This window comes from Mucilaginibacter sp. FW306-07-L, from assembly GCF_058782065.1.
On record NZ_JBYSXI010000002.1, the window covers coordinates 543,920 to 564,678 of the forward strand.

21 protein-coding genes are annotated in these 20,759 nt (G+C 41.4%); 6 read left to right on the forward strand and 15 right to left on the reverse strand.

Features of this window, described 5'->3' with window-relative positions; translation table 11 throughout:
* Nucleotides 1-1,099: 1,099 nt before the first annotated feature.
* A complete protein-coding gene (locus tag AC3WJC_RS12515; protein ID WP_492399451.1) occupies nucleotides 1,100-2,299 on the reverse strand; it encodes a pentapeptide repeat-containing protein in 1,200 nt (399 codons plus the stop codon).
* A gap of 130 nt (nucleotides 2,300-2,429) precedes the next feature.
* Here AC3WJC_RS12515 and AC3WJC_RS12520 point away from each other — a divergent pair, with 130 nt between their 5' ends.
* The 3 genes from AC3WJC_RS12520 (at nucleotide 2,430) to AC3WJC_RS12530 (ending at nucleotide 3,777) form a co-directional block, all read left to right on the forward strand.
* Nucleotides 2,430-2,708, forward strand: a complete 279-nt coding sequence (locus tag AC3WJC_RS12520) for a hypothetical protein (RefSeq protein ID WP_492399452.1) — start codon at nucleotides 2,430-2,432, stop codon at nucleotides 2,706-2,708.
* Nucleotides 2,705-3,475, forward strand: coding sequence for a non-homologous end joining protein Ku (gene ku, locus AC3WJC_RS12525; protein WP_492399453.1), 771 nt, complete (start codon nucleotides 2,705-2,707; stop codon nucleotides 3,473-3,475). The genes AC3WJC_RS12520 and ku overlap by 4 nt, the downstream gene beginning before the upstream one ends.
* 65 nt (nucleotides 3,476-3,540) lie before the next feature.
* Nucleotides 3,541-3,777, forward strand: coding sequence for a hypothetical protein (locus AC3WJC_RS12530; protein ID WP_492399454.1), 237 nt, complete (start codon nucleotides 3,541-3,543; stop codon nucleotides 3,775-3,777).
* Nucleotides 3,778-3,836: 59 nt separating this feature from the next.
* Here AC3WJC_RS12530 and AC3WJC_RS12535 read toward each other — a convergent pair whose 3' ends face one another.
* The 3 genes from AC3WJC_RS12535 to AC3WJC_RS12545 form a co-directional block, all read right to left on the reverse strand.
* Complete coding sequence (locus tag AC3WJC_RS12535; RefSeq protein ID WP_492399455.1) at nucleotides 3,837-4,259, reverse strand: hypothetical protein; 423 nt, start codon at nucleotides 4,257-4,259, stop codon at nucleotides 3,837-3,839.
* Nucleotides 4,260-4,261: 2 nt separating this feature from the next.
* Entirely contained in the window at nucleotides 4,262-6,124 is a 1,863-nt protein-coding gene (locus AC3WJC_RS12540) for a hypothetical protein (RefSeq protein WP_492399456.1), read from the reverse strand.
* Nucleotides 6,125-6,670: 546 nt separating this feature from the next.
* Entirely contained in the window at nucleotides 6,671-8,179 is a 1,509-nt protein-coding gene (locus AC3WJC_RS12545; RefSeq protein WP_492399457.1) for an IS630 family transposase, read from the reverse strand.
* Nucleotides 8,180-8,381: 202 nt separating this feature from the next.
* Here AC3WJC_RS12545 and AC3WJC_RS12550 point away from each other — a divergent pair, with 202 nt between their 5' ends.
* Complete coding sequence (locus tag AC3WJC_RS12550; RefSeq protein WP_492399458.1) at nucleotides 8,382-8,999, forward strand: hypothetical protein; 618 nt, start codon at nucleotides 8,382-8,384, stop codon at nucleotides 8,997-8,999.
* A gap of 614 nt (nucleotides 9,000-9,613) precedes the next feature.
* On the opposite strand, the gene AC3WJC_RS12555 is transcribed toward AC3WJC_RS12550, so the two are convergent.
* On the reverse strand, nucleotides 9,614-10,603 hold the full coding sequence (locus AC3WJC_RS12555; protein WP_492399459.1) for a DUF6602 domain-containing protein: 990 nt from the start codon (nucleotides 10,601-10,603) through the stop codon (nucleotides 9,614-9,616).
* A 117-nt stretch (nucleotides 10,604-10,720) separates the two neighbouring features.
* Between AC3WJC_RS12555 and AC3WJC_RS12560 the strand changes: the two genes are divergently transcribed.
* Both AC3WJC_RS12560 and AC3WJC_RS12565 read left to right on the forward strand, forming a co-directional pair.
* Nucleotides 10,721-11,563, forward strand: a complete 843-nt coding sequence (locus tag AC3WJC_RS12560; protein WP_492399460.1) for a Hachiman antiphage defense system protein HamA — start codon at nucleotides 10,721-10,723, stop codon at nucleotides 11,561-11,563.
* On the forward strand, nucleotides 11,560-14,937 hold the full coding sequence (locus AC3WJC_RS12565) for a DEAD/DEAH box helicase (RefSeq protein WP_492399461.1): 3,378 nt from the start codon (nucleotides 11,560-11,562) through the stop codon (nucleotides 14,935-14,937). The genes AC3WJC_RS12560 and AC3WJC_RS12565 overlap by 4 nt, the downstream gene beginning before the upstream one ends.
* A 141-nt stretch (nucleotides 14,938-15,078) precedes the next feature.
* Here the strand turns inward: AC3WJC_RS12565 and AC3WJC_RS12570 are convergent, their stop codons facing one another.
* From AC3WJC_RS12570 to AC3WJC_RS12615, 10 genes are all read right to left on the reverse strand, one after another.
* The gene (locus tag AC3WJC_RS12570; RefSeq protein ID WP_492399462.1) at nucleotides 15,079-15,876 is read right to left on the reverse strand and encodes a PRTRC system ThiF family protein; all 798 of its coding nucleotides are present in this window, start codon (nucleotides 15,874-15,876) and stop codon (nucleotides 15,079-15,081) included.
* On the reverse strand, nucleotides 15,873-16,586 hold the full coding sequence (locus AC3WJC_RS12575) for a PRTRC system protein B (protein ID WP_492399463.1): 714 nt from the start codon (nucleotides 16,584-16,586) through the stop codon (nucleotides 15,873-15,875). The genes AC3WJC_RS12570 and AC3WJC_RS12575 overlap by 4 nt, the downstream gene beginning before the upstream one ends.
* A complete protein-coding gene (locus AC3WJC_RS12580; protein ID WP_492399464.1) occupies nucleotides 16,583-17,398 on the reverse strand; it encodes a hypothetical protein in 816 nt (271 codons plus the stop codon). The genes AC3WJC_RS12575 and AC3WJC_RS12580 overlap by 4 nt, the downstream gene beginning before the upstream one ends.
* A gap of 152 nt (nucleotides 17,399-17,550) precedes the next feature.
* Nucleotides 17,551-17,715 carry a hypothetical protein gene (locus AC3WJC_RS12585; RefSeq protein ID WP_492399465.1) on the reverse strand — a complete coding sequence of 55 codons (165 nt, stop codon included), beginning with the start codon at nucleotides 17,713-17,715 and terminating at the stop codon, nucleotides 17,551-17,553.
* A 3-nt stretch (nucleotides 17,716-17,718) separates the two neighbouring features.
* Nucleotides 17,719-17,937, reverse strand: coding sequence for a PRTRC system protein C (locus AC3WJC_RS12590; protein WP_492399466.1), 219 nt, complete (start codon nucleotides 17,935-17,937; stop codon nucleotides 17,719-17,721).
* A gap of 2 nt (nucleotides 17,938-17,939) precedes the next feature.
* The gene (locus AC3WJC_RS12595) at nucleotides 17,940-18,470 is read right to left on the reverse strand and encodes a PRTRC system protein E (RefSeq protein WP_492399467.1); all 531 of its coding nucleotides are present in this window, start codon (nucleotides 18,468-18,470) and stop codon (nucleotides 17,940-17,942) included.
* A gap of 11 nt (nucleotides 18,471-18,481) precedes the next feature.
* Nucleotides 18,482-18,721, reverse strand: a complete 240-nt coding sequence (locus AC3WJC_RS12600) for a hypothetical protein (RefSeq protein WP_492399468.1) — start codon at nucleotides 18,719-18,721, stop codon at nucleotides 18,482-18,484.
* Between the two features lie 11 nt (nucleotides 18,722-18,732).
* A complete protein-coding gene (locus AC3WJC_RS12605) occupies nucleotides 18,733-19,110 on the reverse strand; it encodes a hypothetical protein (protein WP_492399469.1) in 378 nt (125 codons plus the stop codon).
* Nucleotides 19,111-19,163: 53 nt separating this feature from the next.
* Nucleotides 19,164-20,237: a DUF932 domain-containing protein gene (locus AC3WJC_RS12610; RefSeq protein WP_492399470.1), complete on the reverse strand. Its 1,074-nt coding sequence runs from the start codon at nucleotides 20,235-20,237 to the stop codon at nucleotides 19,164-19,166.
* Between the two features lie 49 nt (nucleotides 20,238-20,286).
* Complete coding sequence (locus AC3WJC_RS12615) at nucleotides 20,287-20,715, reverse strand: single-stranded DNA-binding protein (RefSeq protein WP_492399471.1); 429 nt, start codon at nucleotides 20,713-20,715, stop codon at nucleotides 20,287-20,289.
* Nucleotides 20,716-20,759: the final 44 nt, after the last annotated feature.

Sequence of the window (20,759 nt, forward strand, 5' to 3'; positions counted from 1 at the left end):
CTATTTTTGATTGATTAATTAATAACTCTATTTTTTTACTAAAAAATTTTATTACTAACTAATAATTGAAGTACATTAAATTCCGACATAATAATTATCATTATTAATTGGTAAGAAGGCCATTTAAGATGACTGAACGTTCAGGTAAATAGGTACAATTGATTTACACCCTGTAAACTTCTTTATCAGAAAATTACCAGGGCAAACTGCTAAGATATAAGGCTATTTAAAATTCAGGAGAAGATAAGAATCGAACCTCTCCCCTATTTTTCTATGTACGTTAGGGGATAATAATAGTTAGTGCCACGATTGTGCCACAACTTTATCGTTGACTAAATATCACTTTATCAATTAGTGTCTGGACTGTAAATGAGTCCGGAGCGATTTTAACTTTCTTCGATTATAGCGTTTTTAGGGCATTTTTAGCGTGCTTTTTAAAACACTGCCACTAATCGAAATCCCGGTATTTTTAAAAGCTTCCTGCTGGAAGCGACTTAACTAAAGAACGTTGCAATTCGATTGATTACTTATACAAAAGTAGTAAGATTTGTATTGCTGAGGAACTATTGCTCGGTTGCTTGGGGTATAACAGTAAGATCACTTTGAGATTAAATAATCCGTTACTATATTCTAAGATGTACAAAACGAATTGTAAATTTTAATTTGCTAAATTGTTCATCTAACTAACACAATTTATGAATTTCTTCACTCAAAATAAGTGGTGCATGTCGCCGCTCTTAAGCATTTAATTTGGGGGGTTATTCGAATCGTAAGAATGTTAGATGCATGACATCTATTCTAATGACTCACGTACAACGGTAAATGGGGTAAAGCGACTTATTGTAGCGCAAAAGGAGCCTTCATTCGGTTTGCGTGTTCAAGCTATAAGCAACTATATCTTTTCCAGGAAGTTAATGAATGTCAGTCCCGGCCTTCAATTCGATTTTAAGCGCTTTAGCCTGGTTGGGACTTACTACTATGACTTTGATGCTAATCAATGGCGGCCTTCAGTGGGATCGAGGTATGATTTGGTGAGGTTTTGATATTACTGGGATATCAACAAATGCAATTTAAAATAAGCTATATCGAATAGTAAATGTCAATGCTTTATAGCCAAACCGGATTTTCTGATTGAGAAATTAGGTGTATTGTAAGCAGCGTTAAATTTCCAGTTGGTGTTTTCGAAAAGTAAAGAATCACTAAAAAAATATTCATGTTCTGTGCCAGTTACGGGCGTGAACTTTGTTCCCTTTAGTTCGCAATTTACCCATGTAGGATAATTCAACTCCAGGCCGTCCTTCGGATGCGTGATCTCATTTCCATACCAATGGATTCTTTCGAAGCTGCACTTTTCGTTAAAGGTACATTCTGAAAATACAGTTTTTAGTAGCATAGTGTTATCAAATTTGCAATTTTCAAAATGAACTTTCTTGAATGTCATGCCATTCAATAGCGCTCCTTGAAAATTCGTATTTTTAAATTTACAATTGCTTATTTGACTATTAGTTGTAAAAGCGAAAGTGTCTGATACAGCTTTCTCCACATGATGATATATATTCCCTCCTTTATAAACATATTTCGAAGCAGTAACCTTTACACCATGGGTATAACTAACAATACCTAAAACAACATCAGATAAGTCATAATTTTCTACGCTTCTTAACGCTGAAATACAGTGCTGAATCGCGTTTACATTCCACACGATATGTTCCTTAGTATCCAAGTAATAGCTTTGTGTTTTTTGATCACCATAAATAACAATGTCCTGATCCGTCTCCTTATAAAGCTCCCTGTTTTGAGCTACAAGATAATTTAAAGTTTCAAGAGGCGCTTTTCGAACTAACTCATCTCTGACAAAAGTCTTTATTAAGTTGGATGAATCCTCCTCGGCGACTATACATAGTAAGCTAATGGTTCTAATAAATAAATCATTTTCTATCTCTTTGTTAAGATATCCAAACAGTCCGGTCAATGCGGCTAATTTTGCATGCTCTGTAGTCGCTACAGTTAGTAACTCAACACGTTTTGTATAGTTGTCATCCGTTTGTTGGACTTGTAGAATATTAACCTGATGTCTTTGAGAAAGAAATGTAAACAGGATACCAAATATCCCTACTAGACCGGTTATAAAAGTCAGCCAGGTTCTCAGTTTTTCCAACTTCAATTTAGAAGCGTGACTGTCAGCTTCTTGTTGAATTAAACGCGCTTCAAATCTAAGTTTTTCGAGTTTATGCCGAGTTTCTTCTTCATTAATGCTTAAATTTTCTTGTGATTCTTCAGGTTGATCGGATGTTGGCATTGTGTCGTATTCTGTAAAAATCTATGACGCTAATTTACAAATAGTTGCCTTTATTTCATATCCAACGACAGTAAGTATAACAATTATTCGCTCCCTTAAACAAAACCCATCTTTGTACAGTTGTCTTATCATGGAGAACTTTACAATTACAATCAGCCATGACAAAGACGTACATCATTTCCGGGTGGGTGAATACCCTCACCATGATGCACAGCGATGCCGGTATCGTGTATTTGAGAACGGGCAGTTTGTAGCCAGCTTTGAGCCTGATGCTCATAATTTTTTGCACATCTGCCAAAACCCGGGCATAGTTACTGAAAACCTGTTGTATCAGTTAGCTGATCAGATTGAAGCGCAGATACCGCATCCGTCTCCTAAACATTTCAACGATAAGGAGGACGAATTATGAGATCTATATGGACAGGCTCAATTGGATTTGGATTAGTGAGCATACCCATTAAATTGTTTTCTGCTGTGCAGGAAACCAGGCTCGACCTTGATATGCTGGATAGTCGGGATCATGCGCATATCAAATTCCAGCGTGTTAATGAGAATACTAAGAAGGAAGTGCCTTATGACAAGATTGTCAAAGGTTATAAGTATAACGATGATTACGTGATCATTGAAGATGCCGACTTCGAAGCAGCAGCTCCTGAGAAATCTAAAGTGATCGAGATTGAAAATTTTGTTGACCTAGCCTCAGTGAACCCGATGTATTATGAAAGCTCTTATTATACCGCACCGGCAACCAAAAAAAACAAAGCCTATGCGTTGTTGCTGGAGGCTTTAAAAAAATCAGGTAAAGCAGGCCTGGCAAGGTTCGTTTTGCGCAGCACCGAAAGCTTATGTATCGTACATCCGGTTGACAAGGATATCGTGGTTACACGGATTCGCTTCGAGCAACAGATCCGCGATCAGGCAGACTTGGATTTGGATGATGAAGTTAAGGTTAGCAAAAAGGAACTGGACATGGGCCTTGCGCTGATCAATCAGTATGCCGAGGATTTGGACTTGTCAAAATACAAGGACGAGTATCACGACCAGTTAATGAAAATCATCGAGCAAAAAGCCAAGGGTAAACGACCAACAATTAAAAAGCTTAAACCGCAGAAGGCGAAGAACGACGATCTTTATGATCAATTGATGAGCAGCCTGAGTGCAAAGAAGGGAGCATAGTATAATGTTGATTTCCTTTTAGTTAAACAAATTAAGTGTATTTGTGTCTTATTTATAAAGACACTATGAAAAAGTTAACAGTCATCATCTTAGCGACGGTATTCAGTTTAGGATCAATGTCAGCGATAGCGCAGACGTCAGGCGGAAAAAAGAAGAAAGCCAAAATTCAGCAGAGGGAAAACACCTTACGCGATACCAGCGGATCTAGTGCAGCAGATACCAGTGGTAGTAAAACACAACCTGGTGGAAAACGGGATCAACCTGTCATTGGGACCGACAGCACAGGTAAGCAGCCACAATAATTAACAATAAAGGCTGTAATAATACAGCCTTTATTGTTATCAATAATAATGGTTCAGCGTTACACTTTTATTCTGTCTTGCCTTAATACTCCTGAAAACAAAAACCATAATGTTAAGCCAGAAAGGCAATAAACTGGTATAAATTTGTCATTGCGTGGCATTTCAATTGTGATACTCCAATCGTCTTTGCCATAGTGTATCGCCAGAATAGTGCATACGCCCAGTACAAACAAAATCTTAACAAGTATAAAGATTCGAGATCGGGCACTTTTGAATAGCTGATAATATAGTACTATTAGAAAAGCTATTATCCAGCTTCTGAAACTGATGTACTGCAATAAATACATCATCACTTGTTTAATCTTATCAACAGTATTATTAAAATCATAAATGAAGTCGTAAAATAAACTATAAAGTGCCAGCAAGGTTGCGCCTGTAAGGGTAGCCTTAATTAGAATCTTTATTTTTTCAGTATCTTTCATACCTATTCACACGCGCCCATGGCTTTTAATTGTTGTAAAGTTATCTTGCCATCAAAATAGTCTTTAACCATTTGATATTGCGGGCGCTCCTTAATGCTATTTCCAACTGATGCACTTCCATTCATGCTATTAACGAAATTTGTAACCTTGGTCTGATAACTGCTCCAAAGATTATCCGCACCCTCAAATGGAATACCCAATAGATATTGCGCGATCTCGTGCCTTCCAGTAGTTAACCTGTCAGCACCAGTAACATAAAAAGTATAGGTACCATCATTTTTAACATCAAATCCCCAACTTCTATTTCCGCTTACCGGATGTGCGCCATCCATTGGCGTTCTTAAAGTTGATACAGTCCAATGATTGCTGGCAATATCGCTAACGATTACAGAGCCGTTGTCGGCCATATTTAAATGCAAAATTGCAGACATAGGATCGCTGGAATTCCATTTTGCATAGTCATTAACCTGATGCCCCTGATCGTCATATGGTACAAATTTAGCGATACTGTTATCAACAAAGTTATTGATGTTAAGTCGTAAATAGGTTAGAAACTGTGGTGCGGTCACGGGTTGGCCGTTGATTATCGGCAATTGCTGAACATTAATTTCAAAACGGTCCAGATTGATTTTATAACCGGCGGCGTTTTTTATTTGTTGAACGAAGAATGGATCAGAAAATAATGTAAAGTCTGTAGAGCTTTGATTTAACCCATCAATTCTTGCGATCACCGGTACCGGTGGTTTATAAGAAGCCAGGGCTTTAAATGCTTCCGCTACGGCACACTTAATTAAAAGATCAGGATTTTCGTCCAGTGCATCTTTGAGGTCTTCTTCTTTTTGTTCTTTAGGGCTTACAGTAGGGCAAGGAGTAGTTCCGCCGCCACCGCCGCCACCGCCACCGTCAGGAGGTTGCACCACCGTTACCTTCAACGTACCGCTTTTTGTTACTACCGAAACAGTAGGAGCCGAAGGTGTACACGGATTAGGAGTAGGAGGTGTTCCGCCACCGCCACCATAGCCTGGATCACTCGGTGTTCCGCCACCACCGCCGCCACCACCGCCAGTGCCCCCGGTACTGCTGCATTCAGTTACAGATCCTATATATGTTTCTTCACAGCCATGAAAGTATTCGTATGGATTCTCTGTTGTACCACCCCATTCGCACCATACCTCATAAACATCATAAGTAACACAGACCATGGCATAATTGACCTTTAATCCATTTCTTGTATTACTTGAACCAGGTAATTTTTTATCGCTTATCGAGATGGTTTTGGTAGGTTTACCTTGAGAGAATCGGTACCCGGTTATGAAGGTTTTATCTAATGTATAGTACAGGATTAATCCGTTGAAATTGGTAGGGATGTAATCATAATGAACTTCCTTTGCTACAGAAAATCCTCCATTAACGGAAACATCCTCAATAACTTTCATATAAAAGTTAAGCCGTTTGCCATTTTTATATTCAAGAAATACGGCTTTGGTGTTATTCCGGTAATTGTTCTTTTTACCATCCTTAAGTTGTTCGAGCACTACAATGTTACTATCTTGCTCAACATCAAAGTCGAGAACCCTACTGTCTGGTCTTTCTTTTTGAAAATAATGCGTCCAATCAACATTTTTACCTCTAACGAATCGTTTTTGGCTCACGTTATTGACAGCATTTACTTTAAGATTAGTTTCCTTTTCGTAAATCGCCTTCAGTTGATCAATATCGACGGCCTGAAGGGTTGCAGTGTCGCTCATACCCTTAGAATGTTGTTCACGAGTGTCCTTTCGGCAACTGTATATGACTGATGCCATTGCAGTAAAGAGGAACAACATGCAAAAAACGACTCTTAATGATAGTTTTCTTGGTTTCATAGATAAAGTTTAAATTTATTTTCCTCAGTTAAATAACTTTACTTAAAGATTAAATTAAATTTATCGAGAAGCAAAACATATTGTATCTGCAATTAATTTTGACATTTGTATGATATTTTAATTAATTAAATTGCCTCAACTATTAAGGAACTTAAAAAGCTTGAGATAGCTTGGTGGGAAGAACGGAGCCGTTATGCCAATGCAATGAAGCTGCCTAATGAGGAGCGAAAGGAGACGATAGGTCAAGGACAGGTCTCAAACTCATATGTTCCTTTGGTTAATTTGTCCCCCTTATATAAAAAGTTTAAGTACCGTTATCTTTGACATAAAGCCCCCAATTTTTATTACCGCTTACATGATGAACACTATCTATAAACATTCTGAATGTTTAGGCTGCCCAATGATTGGTTGCAACATGGCTAACAATCACAGAACCGTTGTCGACCATGTTTAATGCAAAATTGAAGACATCGGTCATTTGTATATTCAATGCAATGAGTCTATTAGACCATTTTAGGTACGAAATTTAAATAGGAAATGCCACAACTATTTTAAACTCGCGCCGCGCATGCCACTTCTACTTCGGGTATGGTGCGTTTCGCTAAAATGTGCTTTAACCTGCTCTTTACCCCATATCTTGCGACCAGCGTGCTTTGGATTTGCTTTAAAGTAAACATTACGCGTTTCAAAATGAAGATCAATAGCCAATTTGCATTCATCGACGTTAATGTAGTTACTGTTATGAATAACAGCTCTGGCCACACCTGAGAAAACAGATTCAATAACATTCAGGAATTGGCTGCATGAGGGTAATGGGGCGATCCTAATCTCCGGTTTACGTTGACTATTATGATCCTTGATGTATGTTTTCAAGATCTGAGAATTGTGCCAGCTTACGGCATCCCAGCACAGATACAGTACGTTTTGGTTCGCGTATTGCGACAAGAGGATATTGATCAATTTGATCATCTCAAATGTGTTTTTTTTTACCGAGTAAAACCAGGTTACTTGATTGGTTGATAACTCCAAAGCGGCTGTGCAGATGACAAAGCCTCTGGCTTTTTGTTTTTCCGGTATGATATCGGGAGGCTCATTTATACGCTTGAGTGTCCGGCCGCCCTTTAAACGAATGCCGACAGGACCGTACTCGTCAATGGAAAAGAATTTCTCGTCAGGCTTTAGATGTTGGAGAATCTGTTGAATATGGTTGATCTTCTCCCTGAACTTTGGGTCTTGGCTCGTTAACATATCGCGGGATTTTTTGTAACTATAACCCATAGCTTTGAGCGAATCTGACACTTGCGAGTAACTCACTTTGACCGGGTAAATGCGGTTATAAATCTCGGTAAGCGCTGTTATCGTCCAACTGGTGCGGTTGATTCCGTATAGCTTAGGTGTTTCGTGCAAGAGCCGGAGCAGTTTGTCTTTACGTTCCGTAATTCGGCTAATAACCCCTGTGTTAGTCTTTCTTGGCGGAAGATCATAGCCTTTCAGTCCGGATATTTTATAGGTATTAATCCAGCCATTGGCGGTTTTACGTCCACAATCTGCCTTTTCCATGATGCGGGTAACATCACTGCCTGCCAATGCTGCTGATAGTGATACCGCGATCTGCCAGCGCCGATGGTCATTACCATGGCGCCATTTTAACAATACCCTTTGATCTGCCTCCGGTATATGTTCGATCAGTCTGCCTTTCAGAAAATCGGGGTGCTCGGCCATCCACTTGTAATACAGCATTTTAAACGGCGAATAGCTGTATCCTTTAGGATAAGACAAGCGGTACTTCTTCCAGACGCTCTCTGCATCCGTGCCGGGTTTCTCATTTTTAATCACATCGGGCAATACGCGCATTAATTCTACATAAAGCGGTGTTTCCCTGTGCGGGCGTGGCGGCTCCGGCATATAAAATTCCATATCGCTAAGCTTATCGGGATACGCCGATTTGATACGTTCGAACTCTTTCTTATAATGCCAGGATGTCTTTCTCGATATATTAAGTTCCTTAGCAAGCCGGTGAGAATTATAGGTGCCCTCAATGAAACTCCTGCGCATGATGTTCATCTTGGTTTTTGATATTTGATGCCGCCACATACCTTATTTAACAGGCTTCAAAACAAAATGTTACGTAATTTCAAGTGAGAATTGAATAAATAGAAACTGATTCTAAACATACGAAATTACTAATATTATTAGTAATTTCGTATGTTACTTTATTTAACTTTATAGGCATACGAAGTAAAAAATGATCGTATCGATGGACAAGAATTTTATTATAATGCTTGGCGCTTTTTCCGGATTGGCAGGTGCCTTATTGACTCAACTAATGACGGGACTGTTTTCCTATATTCAAGACCGCCGCAAGCAAGAGATGGAGTTAAAGAATCAGTTTCGTTTGAAGAAGCTTGAGATCGGGGAGAACTTTTATTTTATTAATGCAGAGTTGATGACCATGGTTCGCAAGAACATAGACTACTGGCAGAACCTGCGCAGCGACCGCAGCGAGGAAACCTTGCAAATGATGAAAAAGGAAATGAATAAACTGGAGGCATACCAAGCCCGGCTGCATACAGAGAATTGGAAATTTAACCTTATCGGAATTTATTTTACTTTACCCTTCACCTTGGAGGAGATGGAAGGGGCAAATCGTAACTCTCATCGTCTTTTTTTGCAGGTGACGGATTTGTCGCATAAAATTCGTGCTGCAGCTGTGAATACCAACGCCGAACTATACCCATCTTATAATTTGTCGGTTTTCGATCTTTGCAACCATTATCAGCAAATCTATAAGCGAATGCAGGAGAATGCCGAAGCCATCCGGGAACAGTTATTAGCGGAATTTGACAAATCGCTGGTCAAGATTTCTAAAATCTAATAATACTTTAATTAATACTTTTTTCTTACTTCATGTGTACTGTTTAGAAGGTTAAACAGGCTATCTCCCACGACTGCAGATCCATAATATAATCTTTACCTTTTGCTTTATAATTACCAAGGAGACTTCCTTTACCGACACACGACATTAGTATAAGTAAAAAGAGACAGAAATTATTTGCTTCACAAACTTTTATTTACAGTTAAAACCTTTAAATCCCTCGCAGTATGGAAGTTGGATCAGGTGGATTTGTTAGAAAGCCAGGAATTTGTTCGTGCGATCTACCGCTGATAGTAGAATTAAAAGGTATTTCATTAGACCATCCAATTTAGTAAGCCGCATGATAAATGATTTTCTAGAATAAGGTTGCGGGCTCCGGAGGGATTCGAACATTGTCCGATTACGGCGTTTTTAGGCCGTTTTTAGCGTGCTTTTCAAATCACTGCCACTAAACTGCCACAAGCCGATTTTCCCTGTATTTTTAAAAGCTTCCTGCAAGGAAGCTGAATTGATTAAGAACAAATATATCCGGTTGATTATCAGTACAAATATAAGAAAAAAATATATCGACGCATACTAATTACTTTTAAAAGTAGCGGCAATATGCGTTACTGCTACTCGTTTTCGGTACTACGATTGAAAAACCTTTCGGTTTCCTCATTATACCTTTTAACATCTTCAGGATGTGTATATCTCACATCAACTGCACTACCATTTTCCCAATTTGATGTACCAAAGCCATACATGCTCGAAAGCGCGTAGGGGCGATAGGTTCCTTTGAGCAATGCAATGATGTCAAATGCGAATTCTGAAAAGTGCGTTTCTGAATGTAATAGCTTTGCCCTTAAATAGAGATTATTTACCGGTTTGCATCTTGAATAAGACCAAAAGAGTAAGGAGCTATTTTTAGGTATTAGTTCCTCCTGCAAATACTCAAAGGTTAATTTGCCACTGTAGTACTTGTCAAGTGATTCAGGACGAAGAATGTATCCTCCATAAAAGCCTCTTAGGTCTGAACCATCAAGCGTAGCATCCAGTGCTGCAAAATCTTTTTCATTATCCTTAAATAGTTCAAAAAAAACCGTTGCACAAAAAAAGCTTTTAGGAAGATAAAATCTGTAGTCATGAACTGAGGGTTCACTAAACCCCATTAATGGTAGTAATTTCCTTAACTGCTCAACTGCCTTTTTAACGCTTTTTTTATTAAATACTGCCTTCACCTCAATTACCCCGCAAACATATTCCACAGGAATTGCCCTGGATCTTCCCTGCCAAGAAAAATCAGGACTCCCTTCAACCCATAAGACAGGGGATTCCAATTGATCATAAATGATTACATCATAATGTACAAAATCCTCCGAATTTGGTATACCCTGGGAAATAATAAATCCCGAGGTGACACCGTATCGTTTTGGAAGAAATTCTGCAAGCCACTTTCTAAACGCCGCTTCAGCAACGTTTCCGTGTCCGGTCTCTACAGTTCTTTTACTGCTGTGCACACGGGCTCTATCGTATTCATGAAGCATTTCATCCCTACCGGTAAGAAATTGTTTCCATCCCTGGTTGGGAATCTGTATTTGTGGTTTAGGTTGACCGTCTGCCATAGGATTAAATTGTGTTATCTAATGTACAAATTCCATAATAACATGGACTTTGTTTTAGTAGGTTATAAAAGAAAAAAATATATATTTAACATGCTGAAACCTTTAACCAATTGATTAATGCCTTTACAAAATGATATACTTGGCGAGCATCCTGAAAATCCGAATATGTTTGGAAAGTGGTTTGCCGCTAAAGACATAGCTCCCGAACCTTCAAGATGTCACAGGTCACTTACTGCTAAAATAGCTTCTGATGACCCTGAACTAATTTCATGGTTAGCCAAAAAAATCATAGATCATCATTACTCCACTGAAAAATTAAAACGCCTTCGAAAGAAGTACAAAGAAATTGGTTTTCCAAAATACGCGAAGCAACATCGACAAATCCCCAACTTGTTAAATACAAGAAAAGGCAACACTACTGAAATTGTTTTGATCGAGTACATTGGAGAATGTCAGCCTGACCGGCAATTTGTAAAATATTATAAATTCAGGTACAATCCAAACGTAGATCAGTCTATGAAAGGAGATGATGCTTTAATAATTGACCTTATCAACGACACCCCCGGAAATGAGCAGATAAAGGTGTTTCTTGGAGAGGCTAAATTCAGGAGCATCCCGGACAAAGCGGTGCTTGAAGAAATTAGTACTTCATTAGGAAAAGATAAGCTTCCTCTTTCCTATACATTTCTAATTGACCGCCTTTATGAAGACCCGAAAACAGAAGCTTTAGCAGAGTTACTTGAGCAGTTTGTTTTGGAAGAAGTAAAGGCTAAAGGAAACATGAGGTATATCGGCCTGTTACTTAGCAATGCAAACACTTCCAAAGTCGTGGAAACAAATTTTACATGTGATAATCCACAGATGCTCATCATTTCTGCGGGACTTAGTAATCCCCAGCTTTTAATAAACGAGGCCTTTAAAGAAGTAGAAAGTTTAGTCGCAAAACCTGACAGCATATGACTAATGAACAAATTACCAGTAAACTGGAACGATTAAATCAGGATGCAACTATTCAGAATTATTTTGCTCAGGCTAATGCACGTTATATTTTACTTAATACAGGCGAGGAACGTGAAAGCTTTCCACCCTATACAATTATTGACGAGAATCTCAACTTACTGGCGCTACAATATTTAAACTTAGGCTGTAGCTACGCGGAGAACCAAAATTTTTCGTTAGCGTCCGCGCCACTCGAAAAAGGAGCTGCGTTACTTGAAGTAGTTCACGCTGCCCAAGCTAACCGCAGCCAAAACAGCAATTATTACGGTTTAATAGCAGCCCTATCATATTATGTTGCTTTTGAATATTCAAAAGCTTTTATACTTATAACAAAATTTGAGCCCACTACTGTAATAGCTTCACTACTACGGCAATTTTTGCAACGTAATTTCAACGAACTCAATGCCCAGCTTTATCCCATCCTGATTGGTGATGAATATTCTGATTCGGCAGTGGCCATTGACAACCAAGATGGCGATACCCCCAAAATTTACGAATTTATTATTGCAAAAGCAATTGATGGATTTGTTAAGTTTTACCTGACCGGAGACACTGAAATTCTTGAAAATGCAAAATCGTCACTTGAAAACCTTAAAGAAATTGCTGAATTAGAAAAAGATGCTGGCATTTGGTGGGTCATAAGATTGTTGATACTAATATCTGAAGGTTTTAACGAAGCATCGGTTTGGAATATTTTACCTACCTATTTTCCGATTGATGATGAACAGGTCAAAGGATACATTCGTTCCTTAGTATTTATGAGGCCAAGAGGCCATTATGAACTTTTTATGTCCCAAAGGGCCTCCTTATCTAAAGTCCTATCCGAAAATTCAGGGTGCGTAGTCAGTATACCAACAAGTAGCGGAAAGACACGGATTGCCGAAATAGCGATTTTGAATTCCATTATAAAAAACCCCAATGGTAAGGTTCTATACATTGCTCCATTCCGCTCCCTTGCCTTTGAGGTAGAAAACAGTTTAGAAAAAGTTTTTGAATATTCAGGAATCGTTGTTTCCCATCTGTATGGCGGTAGCATGTATAGTAAGCTTGATGAATTGAGCGTTGATAATGCTCACGTAATCATAGCGACGCCCGAGAAGGCAAAAGCAATTCTAAGGGCCAGTAATGATGTCATCCAACAGATATCGTTAGCCATTTTAGATGAAGGTCATTTGTTGGGTGGTGATAAGAGGCTTATAATGAATGAGATGTTTTACGAAGAATTGCGCTATTATATGCAGCAAAATAATGCCCGTTTTCTTGTCTTGTCTGCTGTACTCCCTAATGCGACTGACTTGGCAAATTGGCTGACTGAGAGTTCGGATACAGTATTTAGGGATAATTGGCGACCATCGGATGAACGAATCGGCATATTGGAGTGGAGAAATAATAATGTTAGTCTGAATTGGGAAAGCCAAGATCAGGAGCGCAGTTCATTTAATCCACGTTTTGTATCCGCTATTGAAGTTAAAAAATACAAATATAAAGGCGAGGAACGTACGAAATACTCTCCGGCTAATAAGAATGAAGCAGTTGCGGCAACAGCCTTCAGGCTAAAGACTTTTGGCCCAGTATTAATATTTGTGGGTGTCAAAGATTCCGTATTTGTAATGGCAAGGGCGTATGATGCTGTGCTTGGTGTAAATGCTCCCGACTATATCTGGACCAATAAATCAAATTGGCGTGCCTACGAACTGGCCTGTGCTGAAACCTACGGGCAGGATAATGAATGGCTTGCTTTTGCTCGAAAAGGTATTTTGTGCCATCATGGAGCACTCCATGCTGATGTTCGTTTGCCCTTAGAGAGATTAATGCGAGATGACAGACCACATGTAATTATATCAACCTCAACACTGGGGCAAGGTGTCAACCTGGGAGTTTCTACCGTAATATTCTCGACGCTTAGCCAAGGAGGCAAGAAAGTAAAAGCCCGGGATTTTTGGAATATTGCAGGAAGGGCAGGACGCGCATTTGTAGATCATGAGGGTAAAATACTTGTTGCAGTTGAAACAAATGGTAGAAGCCCGCAATACCGCCGGGCTTTATTTAAAGGTATACAGAAAGACTATTTCGACAAGGATAGAATTGACCATGCCAAAAGCGGGATACTGTCACTTGTAATTGCTTTAAAAAAATTTGCCGAGGAAAGCGGTACCGACTTTGATTTATTACTTGAACTTATATCGGAAAATAAAGTTGCCGAAATTGGAGAAGACGCCTCCCAAATAGATGATATACTGGATTGGATTGATGATACGTTGCTATCATTGCTCTTGCTGAACAATCCTGTTGGAAGTATAGACGTTAGTTGGGTTGAAGATTTCTTTTGCAAATCGTTAGCCTACATTCAAGCGTCATCTTCTAAAGAAATAACCCCGGAACAACTGATTGATTTTATTACATCAAGGACTTCTGCTGTTGCACGTAAAGTGGGCAATGATCGCACCAAATGGAATTCAATAGTAAAATCAGGCATACCGCTAAATAGTGACCTCATTTTAGAGGATAAGATAGAAGTTATAATTGATTTAGTCGATGGCTATTTGTTATTGGATGATGGAATCATCGAAAAGATAGAATTACTTAAAAATATTGAGAGTAGCATAAGTGGTCTTCCTGTACTAAATGAAAAAGGAGAATATCTTAATTACCATGACATTGATAAAATACGAAGAAAGTGGTTAAAGGGTATTTCAACTGCAAACATTATAAAAATACCCCACGGAATGGATGTCATTACAGATGTTTATGCGTTTTCTCTCCCGTGGGTGCTCAATGGTATTGCTAAAAAAATGAGAAGCCGTGATAGAGAAGAACAAGCAGATGTCATAGAGGAATTATCTATTTTAGTAGAAGCTGGCCTACCTACAATTAAGAAAGTAAAAATTTATCAATCGGGAATTCGTTCGCGAAAAGCTGTGAATGAGCTTGGCGATTTGCTGGATGAATCATTTGCTAACCAATCACTTTCGGCAGTTAAGAAAGAATTAATCCGCAATGCCAATTCTTATTTGCCACAGGTCACTGAGACAACGGCGGAATGGATGGAAATGTTACAGCGCTATTCTTCCAGAGCATCTACGAAAATCCGAATGGTTGAAAGTTTTAAATTCGGTAATACCCATGAAAAAACCGATACACTAATTGCCAGAATAATTAATGGGAAACAATACTTGCTAAGTCCGGATCTAAAGTTTAAATATGAGGGCTGGGGCAACGTCGATTTTTCTTCGGTTGCAGACTTGCCAGGAATAGAGTTCGTTTATAATGGTAAAACAAAGCATTGGGAGATGATTAATAATAATCCGTATTTAGAATTACAAGAAAACGAATAGCATCAATATGATTTGTAACTAAATCTGCAACTTTCTATCGAAATTGGCGGCGGGGCAATCATCGAATGTAAGAGCAGTCAAAAAGAAAAGCGCCGCGCAATCCCCTTACGAAGGAAGCCGATTGCGCGGCGGCGGGCGTTTTCAGCCCACCTTTATTGAAGTACTATTAAAATTTTTAAGGTTCAGAAAGAAACCCCTTGTATCGGTCATGCCTTCCCGGAACAGATTCCATAGCAGGGATGCCGCCATGTTCGCTATTGTAGAATTAATAAACAAATCCTGCTTTTCGAGTGCTTCGGCAAGGGAGCAGCTTGGCTCGTTACTATCATCCTGCGCTTCCAATTGCGCTTTAAATTCTTGGGTCACAAAAGGTAAATCTGCTACAGGCTCGTACCGTTCCGATTTTGGCTGTTTAATATAACTGATAGTAGCCAGTACAGCCTGTCCTGTACTTTTGGAGTTGCCTAAGTCAAGCCAGTACAGCGGCTTGTCCCGCTGCGCCCTGCTATCACCCGATAAGTTTTCGAGAGCGTCAGCAATATTAAAACGTGCGGCTGCGGTATCAACGCAAGTGATGTAAATATTCGCCCTGCCGCGTTCAGGCAATTGATTGATGCCTTTGCTTGTAAAGGGTTTGGTAACTGCTTTCCAGTTCGTGCCAAAAAAGCGGTTAACCCTGTTAATCAGCGCAACGGCTTTGTTCAAGCCAACTTCACAATCTGCAAATAGCTGCCTACCTTGGTTGGCGGTGGTTACCACATCATCATCATACAGGTTTACCTGCAAGCCTGTATGCCCCAATGCCAATAGGCTGTGGTTCATGCGCGCGAGTGCGGTAAGCATCTGGCTGCCTGTTCCCCCTGCACCGATGAGGTTGACCGTTACGGGGTTGGTCGGGTTTATCAGGTAATTATCGGCGAAGTGCATCTTGGTTTTCATTTCAGTAGGTTTTTTAGGGTGTAACGGGTTTCCATAAGGGACTTTACAGGGAATTGCTTTTTAGTGCCGACAAGGCTTTGCCATAGCTGTATAATGTTGCCTTTCACAGGGCTATTGCCAATGGTGTGGCTGAAATAACTCTCGAAAAAGTAGCGTTGCCATTTTTGGATAAATTCTTCCAAGAGGCAGTCGGCAGGTATCTTGATTTTAACCGTCCCCATGCACACTTTGCCATCATTGTACAGGTTAAAAAATGGTGCGCGGTAAAGCGGCGTTTCCGCGAGGATTTGGGTATCATCGACAAGGGCGTATATCCATAGGGTGTCCTTTGATGCCCGCCATACAAGCGGCGGTATGGAGGCTATGCCGTTTGGAATTTTAAGGCTCTCGGTAAAATACAGCATCGCCCGTTGCTTAGGCGTATGCCATACCACATAGCCGCCCTGTGCAGGGTTAATATACAGCAGATTTTTTGGCAGCAAGCCTTCGGGCTTCAAGAAATTGCGCTGCAATTCTTCGGACGTGTCAAGGGATTTGGCAAGTGCGCTTGCTTCCCTAACGCTCAAGGGATGGGCGTTCATGGGGCAGCCGCTATCGTCCATATCATAGCTTTCCACATAATAATTCTTTTCAGTACTATCCTGTTCATAGACCACAAAGGCTTTTACAGGGCGGTACAATGTGCCAAAGCTGGCAGTTATATCGTTCATGGCATATTATTTAATAAGTGACATATACTATCAAGAAGGGCAAACACCCTGCGTTCAAAATCGAGCGTATCATTATCAAAGCGGCTGCCTTCATCAAAATATTTGGTGAGGGTAGGCATTTCGGTCTCGCCGCAATTGCCAAACTCGTCGTTTATCATCTGTTCCATTTGGTTGTACAATACCCCCTCTGTTTCGGCCACAAAGGAGATGTATTGCTGCGCCCGAACCACCTCATCGTCATACAGGTCGGGATTGTCAAATTCTGTATAGCGGAAAATATTTTCATCGGGATAATCCTGAAAAAGTGCATACGCCTGTTTGGCAGCTTTTAGGGTCTCCTGCCCGTATTCGCCCTGCGGGGTATAGTATGCTATACGTTCCGCAAAATGCGAAAGGTGGTACGGGCTGTGCAGTTTGCGCTGCATCACATCGCCGTAATATTTGGCGGTGCTTAGTTCAGACAACATACTCTGCGCATATTCGTCACCTTCACTCTCGCGGATATCCGTATACCAATCCTCCATGTATGCATAGTGGCTACAGATATATTCGTAATCGTTTCGGTAATACGGCACCCCTGCAAAGCGGTAAAGGTAGCTGCAAATGGATAGCAGCAATTCGGCGGTATGCTTTTGCTTTTTATCCTGTAGCATCCTGTACAAAGGCACTATGGGTATATAGTACAGCGTATCCCCTGTATACAGCACCTCGGTTGTGGCAAGGCAGGTACTGCCTTCATCATTTTGCTGTATGGACAGGGTAATGTCCCTGCCTTTGGCGATTAATTGCTTTTGCGCCCTCTCGTACGCCAATAGCACATTGTAGGGATAAGGCTTGCCTGTTACATTAATACCGTTCAGGCTGTATTGCTTTATGAGCCTGTCAAGAGAAGCAAAGAAATCCTGTTCTATGCTTGGTTGTTTAGGCGCAACCCCCTGCCCGTAAAGGGGCAGGAAGCTATGCCTTAGAAAACCATCGGCAGGAGCGCAAGCGGTGCGCCCTGCGCCTTGTTCGCCCTTGCGGCATCGGGCAGGGTGTTGAGGCTTTGTGCGAAGGTGCCTAATTGCTGGTGCAGTTTCCATTGCCTTTTGGTTTTGAGGTTCTCGATTATTCCTGTAGTTGCTTTCATCACTTATCCCTTTGTGCCAATTTGGGCGGCAAATTCATACTGTATTGTATCGTCCTTAATGACAGGCCCCTGTATGGTGGCTGTGGTCAGTATTGGGTAGGTCTGTGCATAAAAGTTCAGTACCGCCTCGGGGCTAAAGGTATCTGAGGGGTCGGCAAGGCGTATTTCCTGCCCTTTTTCCTTAAAGGTAAATACCCGTTCTAATTTGGCTGTAACTAACATGGCTATGCGGTTTTGGGTTCATTAAACAAATCGGGGGCGAATTGGGCAGACAGCAAAGCCTTACGGGCGCGCAGGGCTTCTGCTTCATCGGGATAGTCCTGCGGGCTTGGCACTTTCATCCAGGCGTCCTTGTACTTGCCCTCCACCTCCAGTTCATCCACCTTTTTCATGGCTTCCTCATATTTTTTTTGCTTATCGGTCTTGTCCTTATCCGCTTTGGCGGCTTTGTCCTTTTCCATTTGTGAGGCGGCTTTTGCCTGTTCACGCTGTTTCAAGTAGGCTTCCATGTTGGTAAACAGGGCGGCGGTTTCCTGTACGGGCTGTGCTATCGCCGCAAAAAATCCTGCGTCCAGTTCGGCAGTAGTGCCTTTCAGGATAATCGGCGGTACACGCTTGCGGGCATCATCGCCCACTTTGTCGTTGTAGAACAATGCCGATACTACCCATTTGCCTGTGGTATCATTGGTAATATTGAGTGTCCACCCGCCTGCAACATTCAGGGCGGCAATGGACTGAAAAAAGTTCGTTTCCATAATAAAATCTGTTAGTGTCCTGTAAGAAATAAAAGGATAGCAGCTACAATGAGCAGCATTGCAATGAGCATCAGTATTTTTTCAAATACAGTGGTAAAGAGTGCTTTGCCATAGCTTGTAAAGTGCTGCATACCGCCCCAACCCCTGCGATTGAACCTGCGGCGGTTTACCCAAAAGCGAATGAGTAGTGCCACCCCCAAAAGCATCAGGCTTTTAGGGTGTGCGTTTATGAATGTGGTTATCGTCTCCATAAGGATTAAGATTAGATGTCAAATAATAAGTCCGTTGCCAAATAGAATTTGCGGTTCTCCAATTGCCGTGTCTTGGCATAGGCTATTACACAGTGTATTGTATAAATGGCTTGGTAATGGTCAAAGAGTTGGTCGGAAAATACCTTATTGCTTTTGTGCAGCCCTTTGCCGTACTGTTTGATGATGCGTTCGGCTTGCCCTGCAAGCTGTAGCCAAAAGTCAAACCCGAACAGCCCTTCCTGCCATTTGGCGCGGTGTTCTGCCTCGTTTTGTATGATGTTGTTGCTCATGCCCTGAATGGTGTCCAATAAGGCGGGTATCTCCTCAGGGAACCATGCGTGCAGTACCCTTGCTTTCTCTACGTTGTTTAGTTGCTTTAATGTCTTCATGGCGTATAGGTATTAAGGGACAGGCAGTACCTGCCCCTGTTAGCTTGCAAGATTTAGTTGAATAGAAAAATGTCGCTGCCGTCTTTGGCAAAGCTGCTGCACAGCTCAAATGCCTTTTGTGATTTCCCCTGCGCTGTACCGCCCATGATGATGGATTGCAGCTTGGCTTCGCTGTCCTTGTAGTTGCGTACGTTTTGGTAGTAGCCTGTCACCGCATTATACGCCCCGTACAATGTGCCACGGGTGGTGTCCATCTGCTGCGTATCGCTGAGCATGGCATAGGAAAAAGCATCATCGACGGTGTTTTTGAATACGGTAGAGAGTTCATCTTCCGCACCCTTTTTCAAAAGGTCAAAGGTTTCCTTGTTAGGGCAAAGTGCCAACTGTATCAGTTTCTTCACTTCCTTGTCCGTAACCCTCACGGTAGCCCACTCGTTGAAAATGCCCTCCAGTTGTTCGGTCAGCGTATTGGCTAAACCCATTACCTTATGTGCATCCTCCAAACGCTGTTTTGCCCCTGCGGTGTGCTTGATGCGTACCACGTTGCTCATGTTGCGAAGGGCTGCGTTAACGGTATTTTGGCAGACTACCCTGATGGGTGTAAAGGCTGCGGTAATGCTGCCTGAACCATCGTGGGAGGTAGTCAGGAAAATGTATTTTTCCGTTACATCATCCCCGTTGCCCACGCGGATATAGCCGGGCAGTTTAGCGGTTATGAAAATGCGTTCGCCAATGCCCAATGCCCCTGCGGTCTCGTACAGGATACCATCCCCGCCGCCTACAATAGCGTCAAAAAAGGCGAAGGCGTCTTTGTTTTGTACGATATGGTAATCCCTGCCTACCACGCCGAGTACGGCGTTGTTATCGGTGCGAATGTTGGCGAAGTAGTTCGGTACGGTAACCTCGCTGCCTGTTACTTCCAAACCGCTTGCGGTTTGTATGAGGCCGCTGCCTTTGGTAAACAAGGGGGCTTTGGCTACCTTGTAATCCAGCCCTGCGTGTTTTATCGCCTCACTGCTTGTTGGGTAATCGGTTACGATTTGCCCTAAATTGTGCCATGCCTTTTGCTGTACGCTAAAGAAAGAATAGCGTCCTGTATGCTCGTTGAAATTCAGATTATGTGCCATGATTTCTAAGATTTAAAGATTAAAAAATTGAAAGAATTGAAGATTGGGGTTAGAATGGCAGGTCGTCGTTATCCTCTGCGCCCTGTACGTGTGTTGCCTTTGCTGCTGCCTTGTTGTTTTTAGGCTTGGTACTGGCCTGTACAGGAGTACTGTTTGTTGCCTCGTCCTTTTTACCGCCCCCGTGGAATTTGATTTCCGAAGCGCGGAAATTCAGTGCTGCCCTTACTGAGCCATCCATATCCACCCACGCCCGTGGGCTAATCCTGCCCTGTAGCTCTACGAGTGTACCCTTTGTGAGATACTGCGCTACCTTTGTGGTGCGCCAATAGGCACAGTCCACAAACGTTACCTGCTCGGTGCGTTCGCCTTCCTTGTTGCGGTAGCTGTCGTTAATGGCTACCGAGAAATTCACTACTTCCTGTTCCCCTGACACGTTGCGTACCTCCGCATCCCTTGTCAGCCTTCCGATGATGTTCATGACTAAAATTTTTAAGTGTTATTATTTTATTTCACTTTCCTTTT

Excerpts from the sequence above, each read along its gene's own strand:
- AC3WJC_RS12515 (WP_492399451.1), bottom strand. The coding sequence starts at position 2,299 with ATGCCAACATCCGATCAACCTGAAGAATCACAAGAAAATTTAAGCATT.
- AC3WJC_RS12520 (WP_492399452.1), top strand. The coding sequence starts at position 2,430 with ATGGAGAACTTTACAATTACAATCAGCCATGACAAAGACGTACATCAT.
- ku (WP_492399453.1), top strand. The coding sequence starts at position 2,705 with ATGAGATCTATATGGACAGGCTCAATTGGATTTGGATTAGTGAGCATA.
- AC3WJC_RS12530 (WP_492399454.1), top strand. The coding sequence starts at position 3,541 with ATGAAAAAGTTAACAGTCATCATCTTAGCGACGGTATTCAGTTTAGGA.
- AC3WJC_RS12535 (WP_492399455.1), bottom strand. The coding sequence starts at position 4,259 with ATGAAAGATACTGAAAAAATAAAGATTCTAATTAAGGCTACCCTTACA.
- AC3WJC_RS12540 (WP_492399456.1), bottom strand. The coding sequence starts at position 6,124 with ATGAAACCAAGAAAACTATCATTAAGAGTCGTTTTTTGCATGTTGTTC.
- AC3WJC_RS12545 (WP_492399457.1), bottom strand. The coding sequence starts at position 8,179 with ATGCGCAGGAGTTTCATTGAGGGCACCTATAATTCTCACCGGCTTGCT.
- AC3WJC_RS12550 (WP_492399458.1), top strand. The coding sequence starts at position 8,382 with ATGGACAAGAATTTTATTATAATGCTTGGCGCTTTTTCCGGATTGGCA.
- AC3WJC_RS12555 (WP_492399459.1), bottom strand. The coding sequence starts at position 10,603 with ATGGCAGACGGTCAACCTAAACCACAAATACAGATTCCCAACCAGGGA.
- AC3WJC_RS12560 (WP_492399460.1), top strand. The coding sequence starts at position 10,721 with ATGCCTTTACAAAATGATATACTTGGCGAGCATCCTGAAAATCCGAAT.
- AC3WJC_RS12565 (WP_492399461.1), top strand. The coding sequence starts at position 11,560 with ATGACTAATGAACAAATTACCAGTAAACTGGAACGATTAAATCAGGAT.
- AC3WJC_RS12570 (WP_492399462.1), bottom strand. The coding sequence starts at position 15,876 with ATGAAAACCAAGATGCACTTCGCCGATAATTACCTGATAAACCCGACC.
- AC3WJC_RS12575 (WP_492399463.1), bottom strand. The coding sequence starts at position 16,586 with ATGAACGATATAACTGCCAGCTTTGGCACATTGTACCGCCCTGTAAAA.
- AC3WJC_RS12585 (WP_492399465.1), bottom strand. The coding sequence starts at position 17,715 with ATGAAAGCAACTACAGGAATAATCGAGAACCTCAAAACCAAAAGGCAA.
- AC3WJC_RS12590 (WP_492399466.1), bottom strand. The coding sequence starts at position 17,937 with ATGTTAGTTACAGCCAAATTAGAACGGGTATTTACCTTTAAGGAAAAA.
- AC3WJC_RS12595 (WP_492399467.1), bottom strand. The coding sequence starts at position 18,470 with ATGGAAACGAACTTTTTTCAGTCCATTGCCGCCCTGAATGTTGCAGGC.
- AC3WJC_RS12600 (WP_492399468.1), bottom strand. The coding sequence starts at position 18,721 with ATGGAGACGATAACCACATTCATAAACGCACACCCTAAAAGCCTGATG.
- AC3WJC_RS12605 (WP_492399469.1), bottom strand. The coding sequence starts at position 19,110 with ATGAAGACATTAAAGCAACTAAACAACGTAGAGAAAGCAAGGGTACTG.
- AC3WJC_RS12610 (WP_492399470.1), bottom strand. The coding sequence starts at position 20,237 with ATGGCACATAATCTGAATTTCAACGAGCATACAGGACGCTATTCTTTC.
- AC3WJC_RS12615 (WP_492399471.1), bottom strand. The coding sequence starts at position 20,715 with ATGAACATCATCGGAAGGCTGACAAGGGATGCGGAGGTACGCAACGTG.